We start from the raw sequence: 16037 nt of genomic DNA, 5'->3' as shown, positions 1-16037 counted from the left end.
CGGTCCCCCTTCTGGGTGACCGGGGCTTCTCCTGGAGGAGAGAACTGGTCGGGCGTCAGCTGCAGCCGCCTAGCTGCAGCCGCCTAGCTGCAGCCGCCTAGCTGCAGCCGGTCGTGCTGCCGCAGCTGTCGCATTTCAGGCAGGTGCCGTTGCGCACCAGGGTGAAGTTGCCGCATTCCGGGCAGGCGTCACCCTCGTAGCCCTTCATGCGGGCCTCGGCGATGCGCTCCATGGTGCGGTTGCCGCCCGCGGCACCGAGCGGCGCCGTGATCTCGACGTGGGTGTCGGCCGTGACATGCATGACGGGGCCATCGGTGCCGGTGGCCTGCAGTCCGGCGGTCGCCGCGCGGTCCTGGCCGCCCTTCAGCACATAGAGGTTGGAGCGGATATAGCCGTTCGACGCCACCTTGATGATCTCGTTCTCGACCTGCACTTTCGCTGCCGCCGGGATCTCCTTGGCGCCGAGCGCATCGTGGCGCAGGTCGTCGGGTTGCACATGGGCCAGGTCGGTGCGGCCGAGATAGCTGACGGCGAGTTCGCGGAACACATAGTCGAGGATCGAGGTCGACATCTTGATGACGTCGTTGCCTTCCACGAGCCCTGAGGGCTCGAAGCGGGTGAAGGTGAAGGCATCGACGAATTCTTCCAGCGGCACGCCGTATTGCAGGCCGATGGAGATGGCGATGGCGAAGTTGTTCATCAGGCTGCGGAAGGCGGCGCCTTCCTTGTGCATGTCGATGAAGATCTCGCCGAGCTTGCCTTCGTCGTATTCGCCGGTGCGCAGATACACTTTATGCCCGCCGACGATGGCCTTCTGGGTATAGCCCTTGCGGCGCAGCGGCAGCTTGTGCCGGCCGGCGATATGCTTCTCGACGATGCGCTCGGCGATGATCTGGGCGCGCTGGCCGGCCGGCGCCGCGGCAACCTGCTCGGCGATGGTCTCGGCTACGGCATCCTCGGCGGTATCGTCTTCCAGCATCTGGGCCTGCAGCGGCTGGCTGAGCTTGGAGCCGTCGCGATACAGCGCGATCGCCTTGCAGCCGAGCTTCCAGGACAGCATGTAAGCCTGCTTGCAATCCTCGACCGAGGCGACATTCGGCATGTTGATGGTCTTGGAAATCGCGCCGGTGATGAAAGGCTGGGCCGCCGCCATCATGCGGATATGGCTTTCCGCCGACAGGAAGCGGGTGCCCTCCTTGCCGCAGGGATTGGCGCAGTCGAACACCGGCAGATGCATGTCGCGCAGGCCGGGCGCGCCTTCCAGCGTCATGGCGCCGCAGCAGTAGAGGTTGGCGGCGGCGATCTCGGCCGCCGTGAAGCCGAGCGCGGTCAGCAGGTCAAAGGCCGGATCGCTCGCCTGCGCGTCGGTGAAGCCGAGTGCGCGGCAGGCCTCGATGCCGAGCGTCCAGCGGTTCAGCACGAACTTGATGTCGAAGGCGCCACGCAGGCCCTGCTCGACCTTGGCGAGATCGGCCTCGGTCAGGCCCTTCGCCTTCAGCATGTCGTGGTTGATGCCCGGCGCGCCCTTCAGGGTGCCGTGGCCGACGGCATAGTCGATGATCGCGGTGATCTGCTGTTCATTGTAGCCCAGCGTGCGCAGCGCCAGCGGCACCGTGCGGTTGATGATCTTGAAATAGCCGCCGCCGGCCAGCTTCTTGAACTTCACCAGGGCGAAATCCGGCTCGATGCCGGTGGTGTCGCAGTCCATCACCAGGCCGATGGTGCCGGTCGGCGCGATCACGCTGACCTGGGCATTGCGGAAGCCATGGGCGGTGCCGAGCTCCAGCGCCTGGTCCCAGGCCTGTTCGGCGGCGGCGACCAGGGCGGCGTCGCTGCTGCTGGCATGGTCGAGCGGCACTGGCGGGGTGGTGACGCCCTCATAGCCGAAATGGTCGCCCTGGGCAGCGCGGCGATGGTTGCGGATCACCCGCAGCATGCTGTCGGCATTGCCGGCATAGCCGGGGAAGGGGCCGAGCTCGCCGGCCATCTCGGCCGAGGTGGCATAGGACACGCCGGTCATCAGCGCGGTGATGCCGCCGCACAGCGCACGGCCGGCGTCGCTGTCGTAGGAATAGCCACAGGACATCAGCAGGGCGCCGAGATTGGCATAGCCGAGGCCGAGCGTGCGGAACTTGTAGGACAGTTCGGCGATTTCCCTGCTCGGGAACTGCGCCATCAGCACGCTGATTTCCAGCGTCACCGTCCACAGCCGCACCGCATGGCGGAAGCCCTCGACATCGAACTTTCCGTCAGCTTGACGGAAGCACATCAGGTTCAGCGAGGCGAGGTTGCAGGCCGTGTCGTCGAGGAACATGTATTCCGAGCACGGGTTCGACGCATTGATGCGGCCATCGGCCGGGCAGGTATGCCAGTCGTTGATGCTGGTATCGAACTGGATGCCCGGATCGGCCGAGGCCCAGGCGGCATGGCCGACGCGTTCCCACAGGTCGCGCGCCTTCACCGTCTTGGCGACCTTGCCGTCGACGCGGCGGGTCAGGGTCCAGTCGCCATCAAGCTCGACGGCACGCAGGAAGGTGTCGGAGACGCGCACCGAGTTATTGGAATTCTGGCCCGAGACCGAGAGATAGGCATCCGAATCCCAGTCGGTGTCATAGGTCGGGAAATCGATCTCGGTATAGCCCTGCTTGGCGAACTGGATGACGCGCTGGATATAGTTCTCCGGCAGCATCGCCTTGCGGGCGGCAACGATCTCGCGGCGCAGTTTTACGTTCTGCTTCGGATCGAAGCCGGCCTCGCCGGTGCCGGTCTCGCAGGCCTGCATGATCCGGTTGAGATGCAGGTTGGCGAGCTTGGAGCCGGCGACGAGGGCTGCGACCTTCTGTTCCTCGATCACCTTCCAGTCGATGAACTGTTCGATATCCGGATGATCGATGTCGCAGATCACCATCTTGGCGGCGCGGCGCGTGGTGCCGCCCGACTTGATGGCGCCGGCGGCGCGGTCGCCGATCTTCAGGAAGCTCATCAGGCCCGACGACTTGCCGCCACCCGACAGCCGCTCGTTCTCGCCGCGCAGCTTCGAGAAATTGCTGCCGGTGCCCGAACCGTATTTGAACAGGCGCGCCTCGCGCACCCACAGGTCCATGATGCCGCCCTCGTTGACGAGGTCGTCCTGCACCGACTGGATGAAGCAGGCATGCGGCTGCGGATGCTCGTAGGCCGAGGCCGACTTGGTCAGTTCGCCGGTCTTGAAATCGACGTAGTAATGGCCCTGGGCCGGGCCGTCGATGCCATAGGCCCAGTGCAGGCCGGTGTTGAACCATTGCGGCGAGTTCGGCGCCGCGATCTGCGCCGCCAGCATGAAGCGCATCTCGTCGAAATAGGCGCTGGCATCTGCTTCGCTGTCGAAATAGCCGCCCTTCCAGCCCCAGTAGGCCCAGGTGCCGGCCAGCCGGTCGAACACCTCGCGGCCGCTCATTTCCTGGGTGGTGCGATCCTTCTGGGGCAGAGCAGAGAGAGCGTCCGTGTCGGCCTCGCGGCGCCACAGGAAGTCGGGGACGTCCTCCTCGGGCACCGGGCGCAGCGCGACCGGCACGCCGGCGCGACGGAAATACTTCTGCGCCAGCACGTCGGCGGCCACCTGCGACCACTGGGCCGGCACCTCCAGCTGGTCGAGCCGGAACACCGTGCTGCCATCCGGGTTGCGGATTTCACTGGTCGTGGTCTTCCATTCCAGACCTGCGTAAGCGTCGTCGCCTGCCACCGTGAAGTGCCGCTGGATACGCATGATCTGAATCTCCCGCCCGAACCTAAAGAAATCAATATGTTGTGTTCTGGATGGTACGCCAATCTTCGGGCAAAATCCCCAATATCTGGTTACCAGCAGGCCGCAACGAGGACTAAATCTAGGTGAGGGGGAGAAGTAGGGTCAACCGCACAAACCCTGTATATGGTAGATTTCTGATTTGACAGGGTTTTGCCATATTCAGCCTGTCTGATGACTCGTTGAGTTTGTGAGGATTCGCGGATGCGTCGCGCCTTTGTTCTTTTCTGCCTGTTTTTCCTCGCTCTGGCCGCCCTGCCGGCCGGGGCTCAGACGGGGGCCCGGACCGGGGCGAAATCCGCCGCCGGCGGTGTCGCCACCCGGGCCGCGGCCGAGCGGCTGATGACCACGATCGGCCTCGAAAAACGGGTCGATACCGTGGTGCAGCTCTACCTGAACTTCCTGCCGGCCGACACGCCGGAGCAGAAGGCCCGCGCCGCCACCCTGCGCGAGCGGGCGCCGACCGCAGGCCCGCGCTTCCGGTCTGCCGTGGTGAATGCCGCGTCGACCAGCTACACCAAGCCCGAGCTCGATGCGCTGGACACCTATTTCGCCAGCGGCGAGGGCCAGCGCGTGCTGACCACCGCGATCACCCGGGCGGTGCTGGGACTCGGCAGCCGGGGCCAGGTGAAGGGCAGCGACATCCTGCGGCCCGAGGATCTGCCCCGGGACAACCCGGCCCTGCAGGCGGCGGCGGCGAAATACCCGGCTTTTGAAAGCACGGCAAAACTGGAGCTGGCGCGTGAATTCGCCCAGGAAATCGCCCTGATCACGGCACGCTGAGGCCGGCGATGAACCAGCAGCCTCCGGATCTGCCTGCCATGGAGCGTCTGCACCAGCAGATCGGCTTCATCCTCGAGATCGACAAGCTGAAGCTGATCATCCGACGCACCCTGCTGATCGACCAGTCGCGGCGCGAGAACGACGCCGAGCATTCCTGGCATCTGGCGATGATGGCGCTGGTGCTGGCCGAATATGCCGAACCCGGCGTCGATATCGGCCGGGTGATCCATATGCTGCTGCTGCACGACCTGGTCGAGATCGATGCCGGCGACGCGTTTTTCTATGACGCGGCGGCCGAGGCCGATAAGGCGGCCCGCGAGCAGCAGGCGGCCGAGCGGCTGTTCGGCCTGCTGCCCGACGGGCAGGGCGAGGGGCTCCGCGCCCTGTGGGAGGAATTCGAGGCCCGCGAGACGGCAGATGCGAGATTCGCCCGGGCGCTCGACCGGGTGCAGCCCATGCTGCACAACTTCCACACCGAGGGCGGCACCTGGAAGGAATACGGCGTCACCCTCGACCAGGTGCGCAGTCGCCGGGCGCTGATCGCCGATGCCTCACCGCAGTTGTGGGCTTATGTCGACGGCCTGCTGGTCGAGGCGGTCCGGCGCGGCTTTCTGGCTGAAAAAAGATGAGATTTCCGAATATGATGGCTGCGGCCGCGGGCGCCGGACGGGCGGGGCGGGACTTGCCTGCCGGGGGCCGGAATGCCATAGTCCGCCCGGTTTTCAGCCCGGATTCCCGGTCGAGGTAGGCAACCCATGAGTCTTATCGGCACCAAGCTGTTCACCTGGTGGAAAGGCGAAGCGGTCGGCAAGGACCAGTTCGGCAACCGCTATTTCCGCGAAAAGGGCGGCCGCCGTCGCTGGGTGCTGTTCAACGGCCTGCCGGAAGCCTCCAAGGTGCCGCCGGAATGGCATGCCTGGCTGCATCACACGGTCGATGACGCGCCGGTGCATGGCGTCGAGCACAAGCCGTGGGAAAAAGAGCATCTGCCCAACCTGTCCGGCACGCCGTTCGCCTACAAGCCGCCGGGCAGCGTCGCCCGCGGCGGCCACCGGCCCCATGCCACCGGCGATTATCAGGCCTGGCAGCCTGAATAGGGTGCGCAGCGATCATCGGAACGATATGTCGGGCATCAGCACAGGAGCGGCAGCATGAGCAGCAATCTGGTGGAAACCCTGATTGGTGCGGTGGTGCTTGTCGTCGCCGGCGTCTTTCTGGCGTTTGCCTATTCCACGGCAGGCATCGGCAGCGGCCGGATCGAGGGCTATGAACTGCAGGCGCATTTCAGCCGTGCGGATGGCTTGGTGAATGGCGGTGACGTGCGGCTCAGCGGCATCAAGATCGGCACCATCGTCGGCCAGACGCTGGACCCCAAGACCTATAATGCGGTGATCACCTTCACGGTCGACAGCCGCTACCAGCTGCCCGAGGATTCCGCCGTGAAGATCGCCTCCGAAGGCTTGCTCGGCGGCAACTACCTGTCGGTCGAGCCGGGTGGCAGCGAGACCATGCTGAAGCCGGGTGCTGCGGTGCAGTATACGCAGGGTTCGGTCAACCTGATGGATCTGATCGGCCAGGCGATTTTCAGCGCCACCGGCGGCAAGGCCAAGGAAGACAAGGGCGACGCTACCGACCTGCCGTCACCTGTTGCCGCACCTGCGCCGGCCAAATGATCCCGTGACCCGTTTGCTGCGTTCTGCCCGGTTTCTGCGTTCCGTTGGTTTGGTCCTGCTGGCCGGTGGCATTGCTGCCGGGCCGGCAGCCGGGCAACAGACGGCCGTCCCGCCGCTGCCGACACCGAGCGACAATACGCCGCAATATCCGTCCAACCCGATGCCGATCGCCGTGCTGCAGGGCCTGGACAAGATCACCGCGCGCATCTACACCTTCGAGGCGCCGGTCGGCCAGACGATCGGTTTCGGCACGCTCAAGGTGACGGTGCGGACCTGCCGCAAGCGGCCGCCGGAATATCCGCCGGAGAGCGCGGCCTATCTCGACATCATCGAGCAGCGGCCCGGCGAAGAGCCGGTCGAGCGCTTCCATGGCTGGATGTTCGCGTCGAGCCCGGCGCTCAATCCGCTCGAGCATCCCGTCTATGACGTCTGGGTGATCGACTGCAAGGCCAGTGCCGGCGGCACTTCGGCGCCGAAGCAGTAAAAATCGGCGCTGCGCGGCAGCGCATCATGCAACAGCTCGAGATACTGCGCGCGCGGGATTTCCGTGGCGCCGAACTGTTTCAGATGCGCGGTGACGAACTGGGTGTCGAGCAGGGTAAAGCCGCCGGCGCGCAGCCGGGCTACCAGATGCACCAGCGCCACTTTCGAGGCCTCGGCCTGCCGGCTGAACATGCTTTCGCCGAAAAAGGCGGCGCCGAGCCGCACGCCATACAGCCCGCCGGCCAGATGGCCGTCCTGGTCGTAGCATTCGACGCTGTGCGCGAAGCCGAGCCGGTGCAGGGCGATATAGGCGTCGCGGATGGTGTCGTTGATCCAGGTGTTCTGGCGCAGCGGATGGTCGGTCGGCTCGGCGCAGGCGGCGATCACCGCGGCGAAATCATGATCGGCGACGACGCGGAACCGCCCGCTGCGCACCACCCGGGCCAGCCGGCGGGGCAGGTGAAAGCCGTCGAGCGGCAGGATGCCGCGATAATGGGGATAGACCCAGTAGTAACCTGGATCATCGGCCCGGTCAGCCATCGGGAAATAGCCGCGGGCATAGGCCTGCAGCAGTAGTTCCGGGGTCAGGGGTTCCGGGCGGACACTCATCGCCGGAAAGCTTAGGGCAGGCGACGCGCCGCGTCAGCCTGCCCCGCAAGTCCCGTCGAAAAAAGCTGCTTCAGCCCTGGCGGGCGATGAACTCTTCCAGCCAGTGGATGTCGTAGGCGCCGTTGACGAAATCCGGCTCGTTGATCAGCGCCAGATGCAGCGGGATCGTGGTCTCGAGGCCGCCGATGGCATATTCCTCGAGCGAGCGGCGCAGCCGCATCAGGCATTCGTTGCGGTTGGTGCCATGCACGATCAGCTTGCCGATCAGGCTGTCGTAATGCGGCGGGATCTGGTAGCCGCTGTACAATGCGCTGTCGACGCGCACGCCGAGGCCGCCGGGCACATGGTATTCGGTGACACGGCCGGGCGAGGGCGCGAAGGTGCGTGGGTTCTCGGCATTGATGCGGCACTCGATGGCATGGCCGTTGAACTTGATGTCGTCCTGGGTATAGCCGAGCTGCGCGCCGGCGGCGATGCGCAGCTGCTCGCGCACCAGGTCGAGGCCGGTGATCATCTCGGTCACCGGATGTTCGACCTGCAGACGGGTGTTCATCTCGATGAAGAAGAATTCGCCATTCTCGTAGAGGAACTCGATGGTGCCGGCGCCGCGGTAATTCAGCTTGGCGATGGCCTTGGCGGCGATGTCGCCGATCTTCTTGCGCTGGCTGTCGTTCAGTGCCGGCGAGCGGGCCTCTTCGAGAACCTTCTGGTGGCGGCGCTGCAGCGAGCAGTCGCGCTCGCCCAGATGCACCGCGCTGCCCTGGCCGTCGCCGAAGATCTGGATCTCGATGTGGCGCGGGCGGGCGAGGTACTTCTCGACATAGACCTGGTCGTTGCCGAAGGCGTTGCGCGCCTCCGACCGGGCCTGCGCCAGCGCCGGTCCGAATTCCTCGGGCGAGCGCACCACCTTCATGCCGCGGCCGCCGCCGCCGGCGGTGGCCTTGATCAACACCGGATAGCCCATGTCGGCGGCAAGCTTCAGCCCCTGTGCCTCGTCCTCGACGGCACCCTTCGAGCCGGGCACCACCGGGATGCCGAGAGCGCTCGCCGCTTCCTTGGCAGTGATCTTGTCGCCCATCAGCTTGATATGCTCTGAGGTCGGGCCGATGAAAACGATATCGTGCGCCTCGACGATCTCGGCGAACTTGGCGTTTTCCGACAGGAAACCGTAGCCGGGATGGATCGCGTCGGCGCCGGTGATCTCGGCGGCCGAGATGATCGCCGGGATGTTCAGGTAACTCTGGTTCGAGGGCGGCGGGCCGATGCAGACCGACTCATCGGCGAGGCGCACATGCATGGCATCGGCATCGGCGGTGGAATGCACCGCCACCGTACGGATACCCATCTCCTTGCAGGCGCGATGGATGCGGAGCGCGATCTCGCCGCGGTTGGCGATCAGCACCTTGTCGAACATGGGGCTGACCGCGCTATTCGATGATCAGCAGAACCTGACCGAACTCGATCGGCTGCTGGTTCTCGATCAGGATGCGGCTGACGCGGCCGCCCTTGTGGGCGGTAATGGGATTCATCGTCTTCATCGCCTCGACGATCAGCAGGGTCTGGCCGGCATTGACGGTATCGCCGACCTTGATGAAGGGCGCCGCGCCGGGCTCGGCCGCCACGTAGACGGTACCGACCATCGGCGATTTCACTGCACCGGCATGGTTGTTGAGGTCGGCGTCGCCGCCGGCTGCCGCTGCAGCGGCCGGGGCCGATGCCGCCGGCATCGCCGGGGCCGGGGCATAGACGGGCGCAGCTACCATGCCGCCCTTGGTGACGCGGACCTTGAGCGCGCCTTCGCTCCATTCGATCTCGGTCAGACCGGTCTCGTTCAGCAGGTCGGCGAGATCGCGGATCATCTGCTGGTCGATGCGGCTGCTGGCGGACTTGCCGTCCTTATCCTTCGGCGCCGAGGCCATGGGATACTCCTTGCTGTGTCTAAATCGCTTGGTGGTGTCTGGTTCAGATCATATCGGCCAGCGCTTCGAGCGCCAGCACATAGCCCTTCGGTCCCAGGCCGCAGATCACGCCAGTGGCCGCAGGGGAAATGTAGGAATGATGGCGAAAGCTTTCCCGGCGGTAGATGTTCGACAGATGCACCTCGATCACCGGTTTCTCGGCGGCGTTCAGCGCATCGAGCAGGGCCACCGAGGTATGGGTATAGGCGGCGGCATTGATCACGATGCCGGCGGCCTTGTCGCGGGCTTCCTGGATCCAGTCGACGAGCTGGCCTTCATGGTTGCTCTGGCGGAAGACGAGGCCGAGGGCCAGCCCGTCGCAGGCCTTGCGGCACAGGGCCTCGACGTCGGCGAGGGTGGCGCGGCCATAAATTTCCGGCTGGCGCTTGCCCAGAAGGTTCAGGTTGGGACCGTTCAGAACATAGGCGGTCGGACGGATTTTCCCCGTGCCGCGCGCCGCCTGTTGCCGCTGCTTTGCCATGCGTCGATCTGCTCCATCCGGCCGGAACCGGCCCGAGGGCTTGCCGTACACCATCGGCCGTCAGCGGGCAACCCGTTGATTGCCGGGGCTGATGCGGCAGGGCGCGCGGATCGGGCAGGCAAATGTTCGAGCCCCGTTCTGGTCGTGACAATCGAACGGGTGCGTCAGATTTGATAAAATGCTAAGCCCTGATTTTCCACGATAACTTTCTATTGTGGTGAAATCTGCGGGCGCTGTGCCCGTCAAACGATTGTGGGTAATCTGCCGCCGATGGCCCAGCCTTCCCGTATCATTTTCCTGACCGGCTGGATTTGCGGGCTGGTGCTGTTCGTCGTCGGCCAGGCCCTGTTTACAGGCTATCCGTATATCGAGGCCGCCTGGGCCGATCTGGCCTGGACCCTGGCGGCAGCCGTGACGGCGGCCGGATGCTGGCAGGCCAGCCGCAGCAGCCTGCTGGCCGGGGACAGCCGGGCCTGGGCCGTGGTCGCTTTGGCCTGCCTGGTCTGGCTGGCGGGGCAACTCGTCTGGGACTGGATCGAACTGGTCGACCGGCAACTGGCGCCGTTTCCCTCGGTCGCCGACTATCTCTATCTGCTGTTCGCGCCGATCTTTGCCTTCGGCATTGCGCTGTACCGGCCGCTGCGCGGGCCGGCTGGCGTCACCGTCCTGCAGATATGCAATCTGCTGATCCTGCTCTGCGGCATGCTGGTCGCCGTGCCCCTGGTGCTGCATGACACGCTGAGCGGGATCGAGCGGTTCGATACTGCGACATTCATCAGTATTGCCTATCCCGTTGCCTCCCTCGCGGCCATGCTGTTCGGTTTCTTCTGCTATGGCGTCTTCCGCTGGGGGCTGAAACGCCGGCCGCTGCTGCTGCTGATCCTCGGCCTTGCGTGTCATGCCGTGGTGTCGGTGCTGTACAGCGCCAGCCTGCTTGGCAACGGCTTCAGCAGCGGCGACAGCATTTCGGTGCTGTGGCTGGTGGGATTCGGCTGCATGAGCTGGGGTGCCTATGAATACCGACTGGTGCGCGAGACGATTGCGGTTGCCGGCAACCGCAAGGCAGGCCGGCGGATTTATGTCTTCGACCGGCTGTTGCCCGTGGCCGTCATTGCCGTACTGGTGGCACTGACATTTTTCAGTTACCAGACGCTTGCTCGCGGCGTCGTGCCCTGGCTGTTGCCACCGACCGCAATGCTGGTGGTGGTGCTGGCCTTCCGCGAGTGGTGGAGCTTCCGCGCCGAGCTGGTGCTGCACCGGTCGTCGGAGCAATCGGCAACTGCACTGGCAGCCAGCGAGCAGGAAGCGCAGGAAGCCCGCCGGGCGGCGGAGGAGGCCAGCCGGGCCAAGTCACGGTTCCTTGCCCATATGAGTCATGAGCTGCGCACGCCACTGAACGCGGTGATCGGCTTTTCGGAAATCCTGACCCAGCAGATGTTCGGTCCGCTGGGCGAGCGTTACCAGGAATATTCGGCCAGCATTCTGGAAAGCGGCCGGCATCTGCTGGCGGTCATCAACGACATTCTCGATCTCTCGAAGGTCGAGGCCGGACATTACGAACTCGACGAAGGCCTGGTCGACGTGGGCGACATCGCCGACCAGGTCTGCGGGCTGCTGCGCGAGCAGGGCGCCGCCGCCCGCCTGTCGATGAAGGTCCAGGCCGGCGCCGACCTGCCGCTGCTGTGGGCCGACGAACGCCTGATCCGTCAAATCCTGCTCAATCTGGTGGGCAATGCCATCAAGTTCACACCGGCCGGTGGCCGCATTGTTATCCGGGTGGAGGTTGCCGAGACTGGCGGGATGCTGCTGGCCGTGCAGGACGATGGTATCGGTATGTCGGAAGCGGATCTGGAGCGGGCATTGATTCCCTTCGGACAGGCGGCCAGCGTGCAGGCCCGCCGCGCCCAGGGCACCGGCCTCGGACTGCCGCTGGCCCGCCAGTTCGTGGCGCTGCATGGCGGCGAGCTGACGGTGCAGAGCCAGCCGGACCGCGGCACCGTGGTGACGGTGTTGCTGCCGGCCTTCCGTTTGCGGCAGCCGAATGTGGATATTGCCAGGACATGACGACGATGACGGACCAGACGCCGCGGCTGCATTGCGAAATCAATCCGGTCACGCCGTTCCAGCAGAACTGCTCGCTGATCTGGTGCCCGGAAACCATGAAAGGCGCCCTGGTCGATGCCGGCGGCGAGCCCGACCGGTTGCTGGAGGCGGCGAAGCGCCGCGGCGTGACCCTGGAGAAGCTGCTGGTCACCCATGGCCACCTCGATCATGCCGGTGCTGTCATGGACATCGCCGAGACGCTCGGCCTGCCGATCGAGGGGCCGCACGAGGACGACAAATTCTGGATCGACGGCATGCCGGCTGCCGCCCGGCAATACGGCTTTCCGCCCAGCCGCAGCTTCACGCCGGATCGCTGGCTGCAAGATGGTGACCAGGTAACGGTGGGCAATCTGGTGCTCGATGTGATCCATTGTCCCGGCCATACGCCGGGGCATGTGGTGTTCTACCATGCACCGTCAAAGGCGGCGCTGGTCGGTGACGTGCTTTTCCAGGGTTCGATCGGCCGCACCGATTTTCCGCGCGGCAATCATACCGACCTGATCCGCTCGATCCGGGACAAGCTGTTCCCGCTGGGCGACGACATCACCTTCGTGCCCGGCCACGGCCCGCTGTCGACCTTCGGGCAGGAACGGGTGAACAATCCGTTCGTGTCGGATCGCGCGGTGGGCGCCGGCGGGTAGGCGGCGTCAGTCGAGCAGGGCCGCGCGGGCCTGTTCCCAGCTGACCTGATCGGGAGCGCAAAGCAGGCCGCCGGTCGTGTGCGACGGCAGATAGGCCGAGCCATCGAAATGTGCACTGTAGCCGCCGGCTTCCCGATGCAGCAGCCAGCCCGCGGCGTGGTCCCACGGCATCAGCTTGTTATAGAGCAGCAGGTGGCAATGGCCGGCCGCCGCCATGCGGTATTCATGGGCGGCGCAGCGCAGCCAGGAATGCATCGCCAGCTTGGGCAGGTTGCGGCCGACCGTACCGCGCAACGGCTCGGGCAGGAAATTCGTCCCGGCAATGGCATCCATCTTCGAAACCGGGACCGCCGCCGCCACGCGCAGGTCGGCTTTGGCGGCCGTATCGCCCTGCAGCCAGGCGCCTTCACCACGCAGGGCCAGTGCGGTGTCGCCGCAGACCGGGTCGTGAATGGCACCGAGAACGACCTCGCCCCTGATGGTCGCCGCGGCCATGACGCCGAACAGCGGCAGGCCTGCGGTGAAATTCTTGGTGCCGTCAATCGGATCGATGATGAATGCGAGATCGGCCGTGGCGATGCTGTCCGGCAGTTTCGGATCTTTGGCGGCGGCTTCCTCGCCGATGATCCGGGCCGAAGGAAAGGCCTGCCGCAGGGCCGCGGTGATGGCCTCCTCGGCGGCTTCATCCGCATCGGTCACCACATCGAAGGCGGAGGTCTTTTCCCGAATCTGCAGGCCGGCGACCCGCTGGAAGCGCGGCATGATTTCCGCGGCGGCGGCGCGACTGAGGATTTCGCCGACCAGAAGGGCGTCTTTGCGGGTCAGAGGCATGGCTGGAAAAGGCGTCCGGGTCAGCGCCAGTGCGGCGGCCAGGTTTTCTCGACGATGGGCAGGGCGCGCATGCGGGCCTGCCAGGCGGCCATCTTCGGGCCGGCGAGGTCGGCGGGCATCGTGCCGGGCTTGCGGCTTTCGATGCGGCCGAGCATGGCGGCGCTGGGATAGAGCGTGAGGTCGACCGCCGAAGGCGCCGTGCCGCCGAACCAGTCGCCGGCCAGGGCGGTTTCCCAATGGGCGTATTCCGTGCGCAGTTCGGCGATGCCCTGGGCGCTGCGTTCGGCGGCATCGGGCAGGTCGGGTTTCATCAGCGGCAGCACCAGATGCTCGACCGCCTCGACGAAGTGGTTGTCGATCTCGCGGATCATGCGGCGCTGGATGGCGCGCTCTGCCGTGTTGCCGGGAAACAGCGCCGGGCCTTCCGGCCAGCGTTCGTCGATGTATTCGACGATGGCATTGGATTCGTAGAGGGCAAAGCCGTCATCGACCAGCACCGGCACCTCGCCGCGCGGATTGAGGGTCAGGTAATCGGCGGTCTTGTGCTCCCTGCGGTCGAAGGACAGCACCTTCAGGTCGTAGGAGAGCGCCTTGTATTCCAGCGCCAGCCAGACCCGCCAGGCAAAGGGTGAGCCCGAGCCGTAATAGAGTGTAAGCGCCATCGATATGTCCTCCCGCCAGTTGGGCGGGCAGCATAACCGGCAGTCCCCGTCTTGTCCGCTGTCAGTGGGTGACTGGCATCACAGTACCGTCTGTGCCGGCACACCCTGTGCGCCACGGCGAACCGGTCCATATGGACTCTGTTGTCCCGGCCGGCAAAGCCGGTCAGGCTGACTGAACCATAGGGAGGATGCGTCATGCGGCATATCACACGCGTTCTGTGGGTTTCTGTTGCGCTTCTGTTTGGCTGGGCGTTGCCCGGCACCTCAGCTCCGGCGCAGGCGCAAGGTGGACAGACACTGGGCGGCAAGACCGAACTGCTGTGGCTCGGCCAGTCGGCCTTTCGCATCACCACCCCGGGCGGCAAGGTGATCCTGATCGACCCCTTCATCACCCAGAATCCGAAGACGCCGGCGGCATGGAAGGATCTCGGCCGGCTCGGCAGGATCGATGTGGTCCTGGTCAGCCATGGCCATGGCGACCATTTCGGCGACGCTGCCACCATCGTGAAGGCGCAGAACATCAAGATGTGGGGACCGGCAGGCCTGGCCGACACCTTGGTCGAAGTGGGGCTGCTGACCACCGACCAGGCGCCGCGCATGAACAAGGGTGGCACCATCTTCCCGCTGGGTCCGGGCATCAGCATCACCCAGACCCGAGCCGAGCATTCGTCGGAGTTCATCTACATGAACAACGGCAAGCGCGAGGTGCATGTCGGCGGCGAGCCGGTCGGCTTCATCATCCGGCTGGAGAACGGCTTCACCATCTATCACATGGGTGATACCGGACTGTTCGGCGACATGACGCTGATCGCCGACCGCTACCGGCCCGATCTCGTCCTGATCCCGATCGGCGGGCATTTCGTGATGGACCCGAATGATGCCGCGGCGGCGACCCGCATCCTGCATCCGAAATACGCGATCCCGATGCATTACGGCACCATCCCGCAACTGGCAGGCACGCCGGCGCAGTACAAGGCGGCGCTGCAGGGCGAGACGGTCGAGATCCGAGAGATGCAGCCCGGCGATACGACCAGCTTCTAGGCAGCTTCTAGGCCGCGTATTTCACCACTGTCTGGTCGATGGCGCCGAAGATGCTCTTGCCGGCGCCATCGAACATCTCGATCCGCACGTGATCGCCGAACTTCATGAATGGTGTCGTCGGCTTGCCGTTCTCGATGGTCTCGATCATGCGGATCTCGGCCAGGCAGGAGAAACCCTTCGAGGCATCGCGGTTGGAGACCGTGCCGCTGCCGACGATGCAGCCAGCGCGCAGGTTGCGGGTCTTGGCCGCATGGGCGATCAGGTCGGCCAGGCTGAACTGCATGTCGGTGCCGGCATCGGGGGCGCCGAACTGCTTGCCGTTCAGGTGGGTGACCAGCGGCCGGCAGACTTTCGCGTCCTTCCAGGCGTCGCCCAGTTCGTCGGGGGTGACGGCCACCGGCGAGAAAGCCGTCGACGGCTTGCCGTGGAAAAAGCCGAACCCCTTGGCGAGCTCGCCCGGGATCAGGTTGCGCAAGCTGACGTCGTTGACCAGCATCAGCAGGCGGATATGGCCGGCGGCGCCGGCGGCATCGATGCCCATCGGCACGTCACCGGTGATCGCCGCGACCTCGCCTTCGAAGTCGATGCCGTAGGCCTCGTCGGCCACCGCGATATCGGCGGTCGGCGGCAGGAAGTCGTCCGAACCGCCCTGGTACATCAGCGGGTCGTGCAGGAATTCCGGCGGCATCACCGCATTGCGCGCCTTGCGCACCAGCTCGACGTGATTGAGGTAGGCCGAGCCATCGCACCACTGATAGGCGCGGGGCAGGGGGCTGGCCAGCTTCGCCGCATCGAAGGCAATGGCGCCCGATGCAGTACCCTGGTTCAGGGCATCGGAAACCTCCTGCAGGCGCGGCGCCGTGGTGCTCCAGCTGTCCAGTGCCATCTGCAGGGAGGGGCAGAGCCGGTCGACCGGCAGCATGGTTTTCAGATCGCGGCTGACAACGGCAAGACGGCCATCGCGGCCATGGCGCAGCGAAGCGAGTTTCAT

At 65.4% G+C, this 16037-nt stretch carries 16 protein-coding genes; 8 read left to right on the top strand and 8 right to left on the bottom strand.

Going from position 1 to position 16037, the window contains the following annotated elements; all coding sequences use genetic code 11:
- Positions 1-97: 97 nt before the first annotated feature.
- On the bottom strand, positions 98-3745 hold the full coding sequence (locus ACFOOQ_RS15295) for a vitamin B12-dependent ribonucleotide reductase (protein ID WP_379728212.1): 3648 nt from the start codon (positions 3743-3745) through the stop codon (positions 98-100).
- Between the two features lie 240 nt (positions 3746-3985).
- Here ACFOOQ_RS15295 and ACFOOQ_RS15290 point away from each other — a divergent pair, with 240 nt between their 5' ends.
- The 5 genes from ACFOOQ_RS15290 (at position 3986) to ACFOOQ_RS15270 (ending at position 6721) form a co-directional block, all read left to right on the top strand.
- Positions 3986-4564, top strand: coding sequence for a hypothetical protein (locus tag ACFOOQ_RS15290; protein ID WP_379728210.1), 579 nt, complete (start codon positions 3986-3988; stop codon positions 4562-4564).
- An 8-nt stretch (positions 4565-4572) separates the two neighbouring features.
- Positions 4573-5193 carry an HD domain-containing protein gene (locus ACFOOQ_RS15285; protein ID WP_379728208.1) on the top strand — a complete coding sequence of 207 codons (621 nt, stop codon included), beginning with the start codon at positions 4573-4575 and terminating at the stop codon, positions 5191-5193.
- A 126-nt stretch (positions 5194-5319) separates the two neighbouring features.
- A complete protein-coding gene (locus ACFOOQ_RS15280; protein ID WP_379728206.1) occupies positions 5320-5661 on the top strand; it encodes an NADH:ubiquinone oxidoreductase subunit NDUFA12 in 342 nt (113 codons plus the stop codon).
- Between the two features lie 54 nt (positions 5662-5715).
- Positions 5716-6237, top strand: a complete 522-nt coding sequence (mlaD, locus tag ACFOOQ_RS15275; RefSeq protein ID WP_379728204.1) for an outer membrane lipid asymmetry maintenance protein MlaD — start codon at positions 5716-5718, stop codon at positions 6235-6237.
- A gap of 4 nt (positions 6238-6241) precedes the next feature.
- Positions 6242-6721, top strand: a complete 480-nt coding sequence (locus ACFOOQ_RS15270) for a DUF2155 domain-containing protein (RefSeq protein WP_379728202.1) — start codon at positions 6242-6244, stop codon at positions 6719-6721.
- Here the strand turns inward: ACFOOQ_RS15270 and aat are convergent.
- The 4 genes from aat to aroQ form a co-directional block, all read right to left on the bottom strand.
- Positions 6658-7329 (bottom strand): leucyl/phenylalanyl-tRNA--protein transferase, encoded by a 672-nt coding sequence (gene aat, locus ACFOOQ_RS15265; RefSeq protein WP_379728200.1) that lies wholly within the window; start codon positions 7327-7329, stop codon positions 6658-6660. The genes ACFOOQ_RS15270 and aat overlap by 64 nt on opposite strands.
- Positions 7330-7399: 70 nt before the next feature.
- Entirely contained in the window at positions 7400-8743 is a 1344-nt protein-coding gene (gene accC, locus ACFOOQ_RS15260; protein WP_379728198.1) for an acetyl-CoA carboxylase biotin carboxylase subunit, read from the bottom strand.
- Between the two features lie 13 nt (positions 8744-8756).
- Positions 8757-9248, bottom strand: a complete 492-nt coding sequence (gene accB, locus ACFOOQ_RS15255; protein WP_379728196.1) for an acetyl-CoA carboxylase biotin carboxyl carrier protein — start codon at positions 9246-9248, stop codon at positions 8757-8759.
- A 43-nt stretch (positions 9249-9291) separates the two neighbouring features.
- Positions 9292-9768, bottom strand: a complete 477-nt coding sequence (aroQ, locus tag ACFOOQ_RS15250) for a type II 3-dehydroquinate dehydratase (protein ID WP_379728194.1) — start codon at positions 9766-9768, stop codon at positions 9292-9294.
- Between the two features lie 270 nt (positions 9769-10038).
- Here aroQ and ACFOOQ_RS15245 point away from each other — a divergent pair, with 270 nt between their 5' ends.
- Entirely contained in the window at positions 10039-11832 is a 1794-nt protein-coding gene (locus ACFOOQ_RS15245) for a sensor histidine kinase (RefSeq protein ID WP_379728192.1), read from the top strand.
- On the top strand, positions 11829-12512 hold the full coding sequence (locus ACFOOQ_RS15240; RefSeq protein WP_379728190.1) for an MBL fold metallo-hydrolase: 684 nt from the start codon (positions 11829-11831) through the stop codon (positions 12510-12512). The genes ACFOOQ_RS15245 and ACFOOQ_RS15240 overlap by 4 nt, the downstream gene beginning before the upstream one ends.
- A 6-nt stretch (positions 12513-12518) precedes the next feature.
- On the opposite strand, the gene ACFOOQ_RS15235 is transcribed toward ACFOOQ_RS15240, so the two are convergent.
- Together ACFOOQ_RS15235 and ACFOOQ_RS15230 are read right to left on the bottom strand one after the other, a co-directional pair.
- Positions 12519-13343, bottom strand: coding sequence for an inositol monophosphatase family protein (locus ACFOOQ_RS15235; protein ID WP_379728188.1), 825 nt, complete (start codon positions 13341-13343; stop codon positions 12519-12521).
- A 20-nt stretch (positions 13344-13363) separates the two neighbouring features.
- The gene (locus ACFOOQ_RS15230; protein ID WP_379728186.1) at positions 13364-14005 is read right to left on the bottom strand and encodes a glutathione S-transferase family protein; all 642 of its coding nucleotides are present in this window, start codon (positions 14003-14005) and stop codon (positions 13364-13366) included.
- A 195-nt stretch (positions 14006-14200) separates the two neighbouring features.
- Between ACFOOQ_RS15230 and ACFOOQ_RS15225 the strand changes: the two genes are divergently transcribed.
- Positions 14201-15046 (top strand): metal-dependent hydrolase, encoded by an 846-nt coding sequence (locus ACFOOQ_RS15225; RefSeq protein WP_379728184.1) that lies wholly within the window; start codon positions 14201-14203, stop codon positions 15044-15046.
- Positions 15047-15053: 7 nt separating this feature from the next.
- Here the strand turns inward: ACFOOQ_RS15225 and ACFOOQ_RS15220 are convergent, their stop codons facing one another.
- Entirely contained in the window at positions 15054-16037 is a 984-nt protein-coding gene (locus ACFOOQ_RS15220; RefSeq protein ID WP_379728182.1) for a fumarylacetoacetate hydrolase family protein, read from the bottom strand.

It is taken from the genome of Ferrovibrio xuzhouensis, assembly GCF_042648965.1.
Taxonomy (GTDB): Bacteria; Pseudomonadota; Alphaproteobacteria; order Ferrovibrionales; family Ferrovibrionaceae; genus Ferrovibrio; species Ferrovibrio xuzhouensis.
This window is presented reverse-complemented; position numbering and strand designations above follow the sequence as displayed.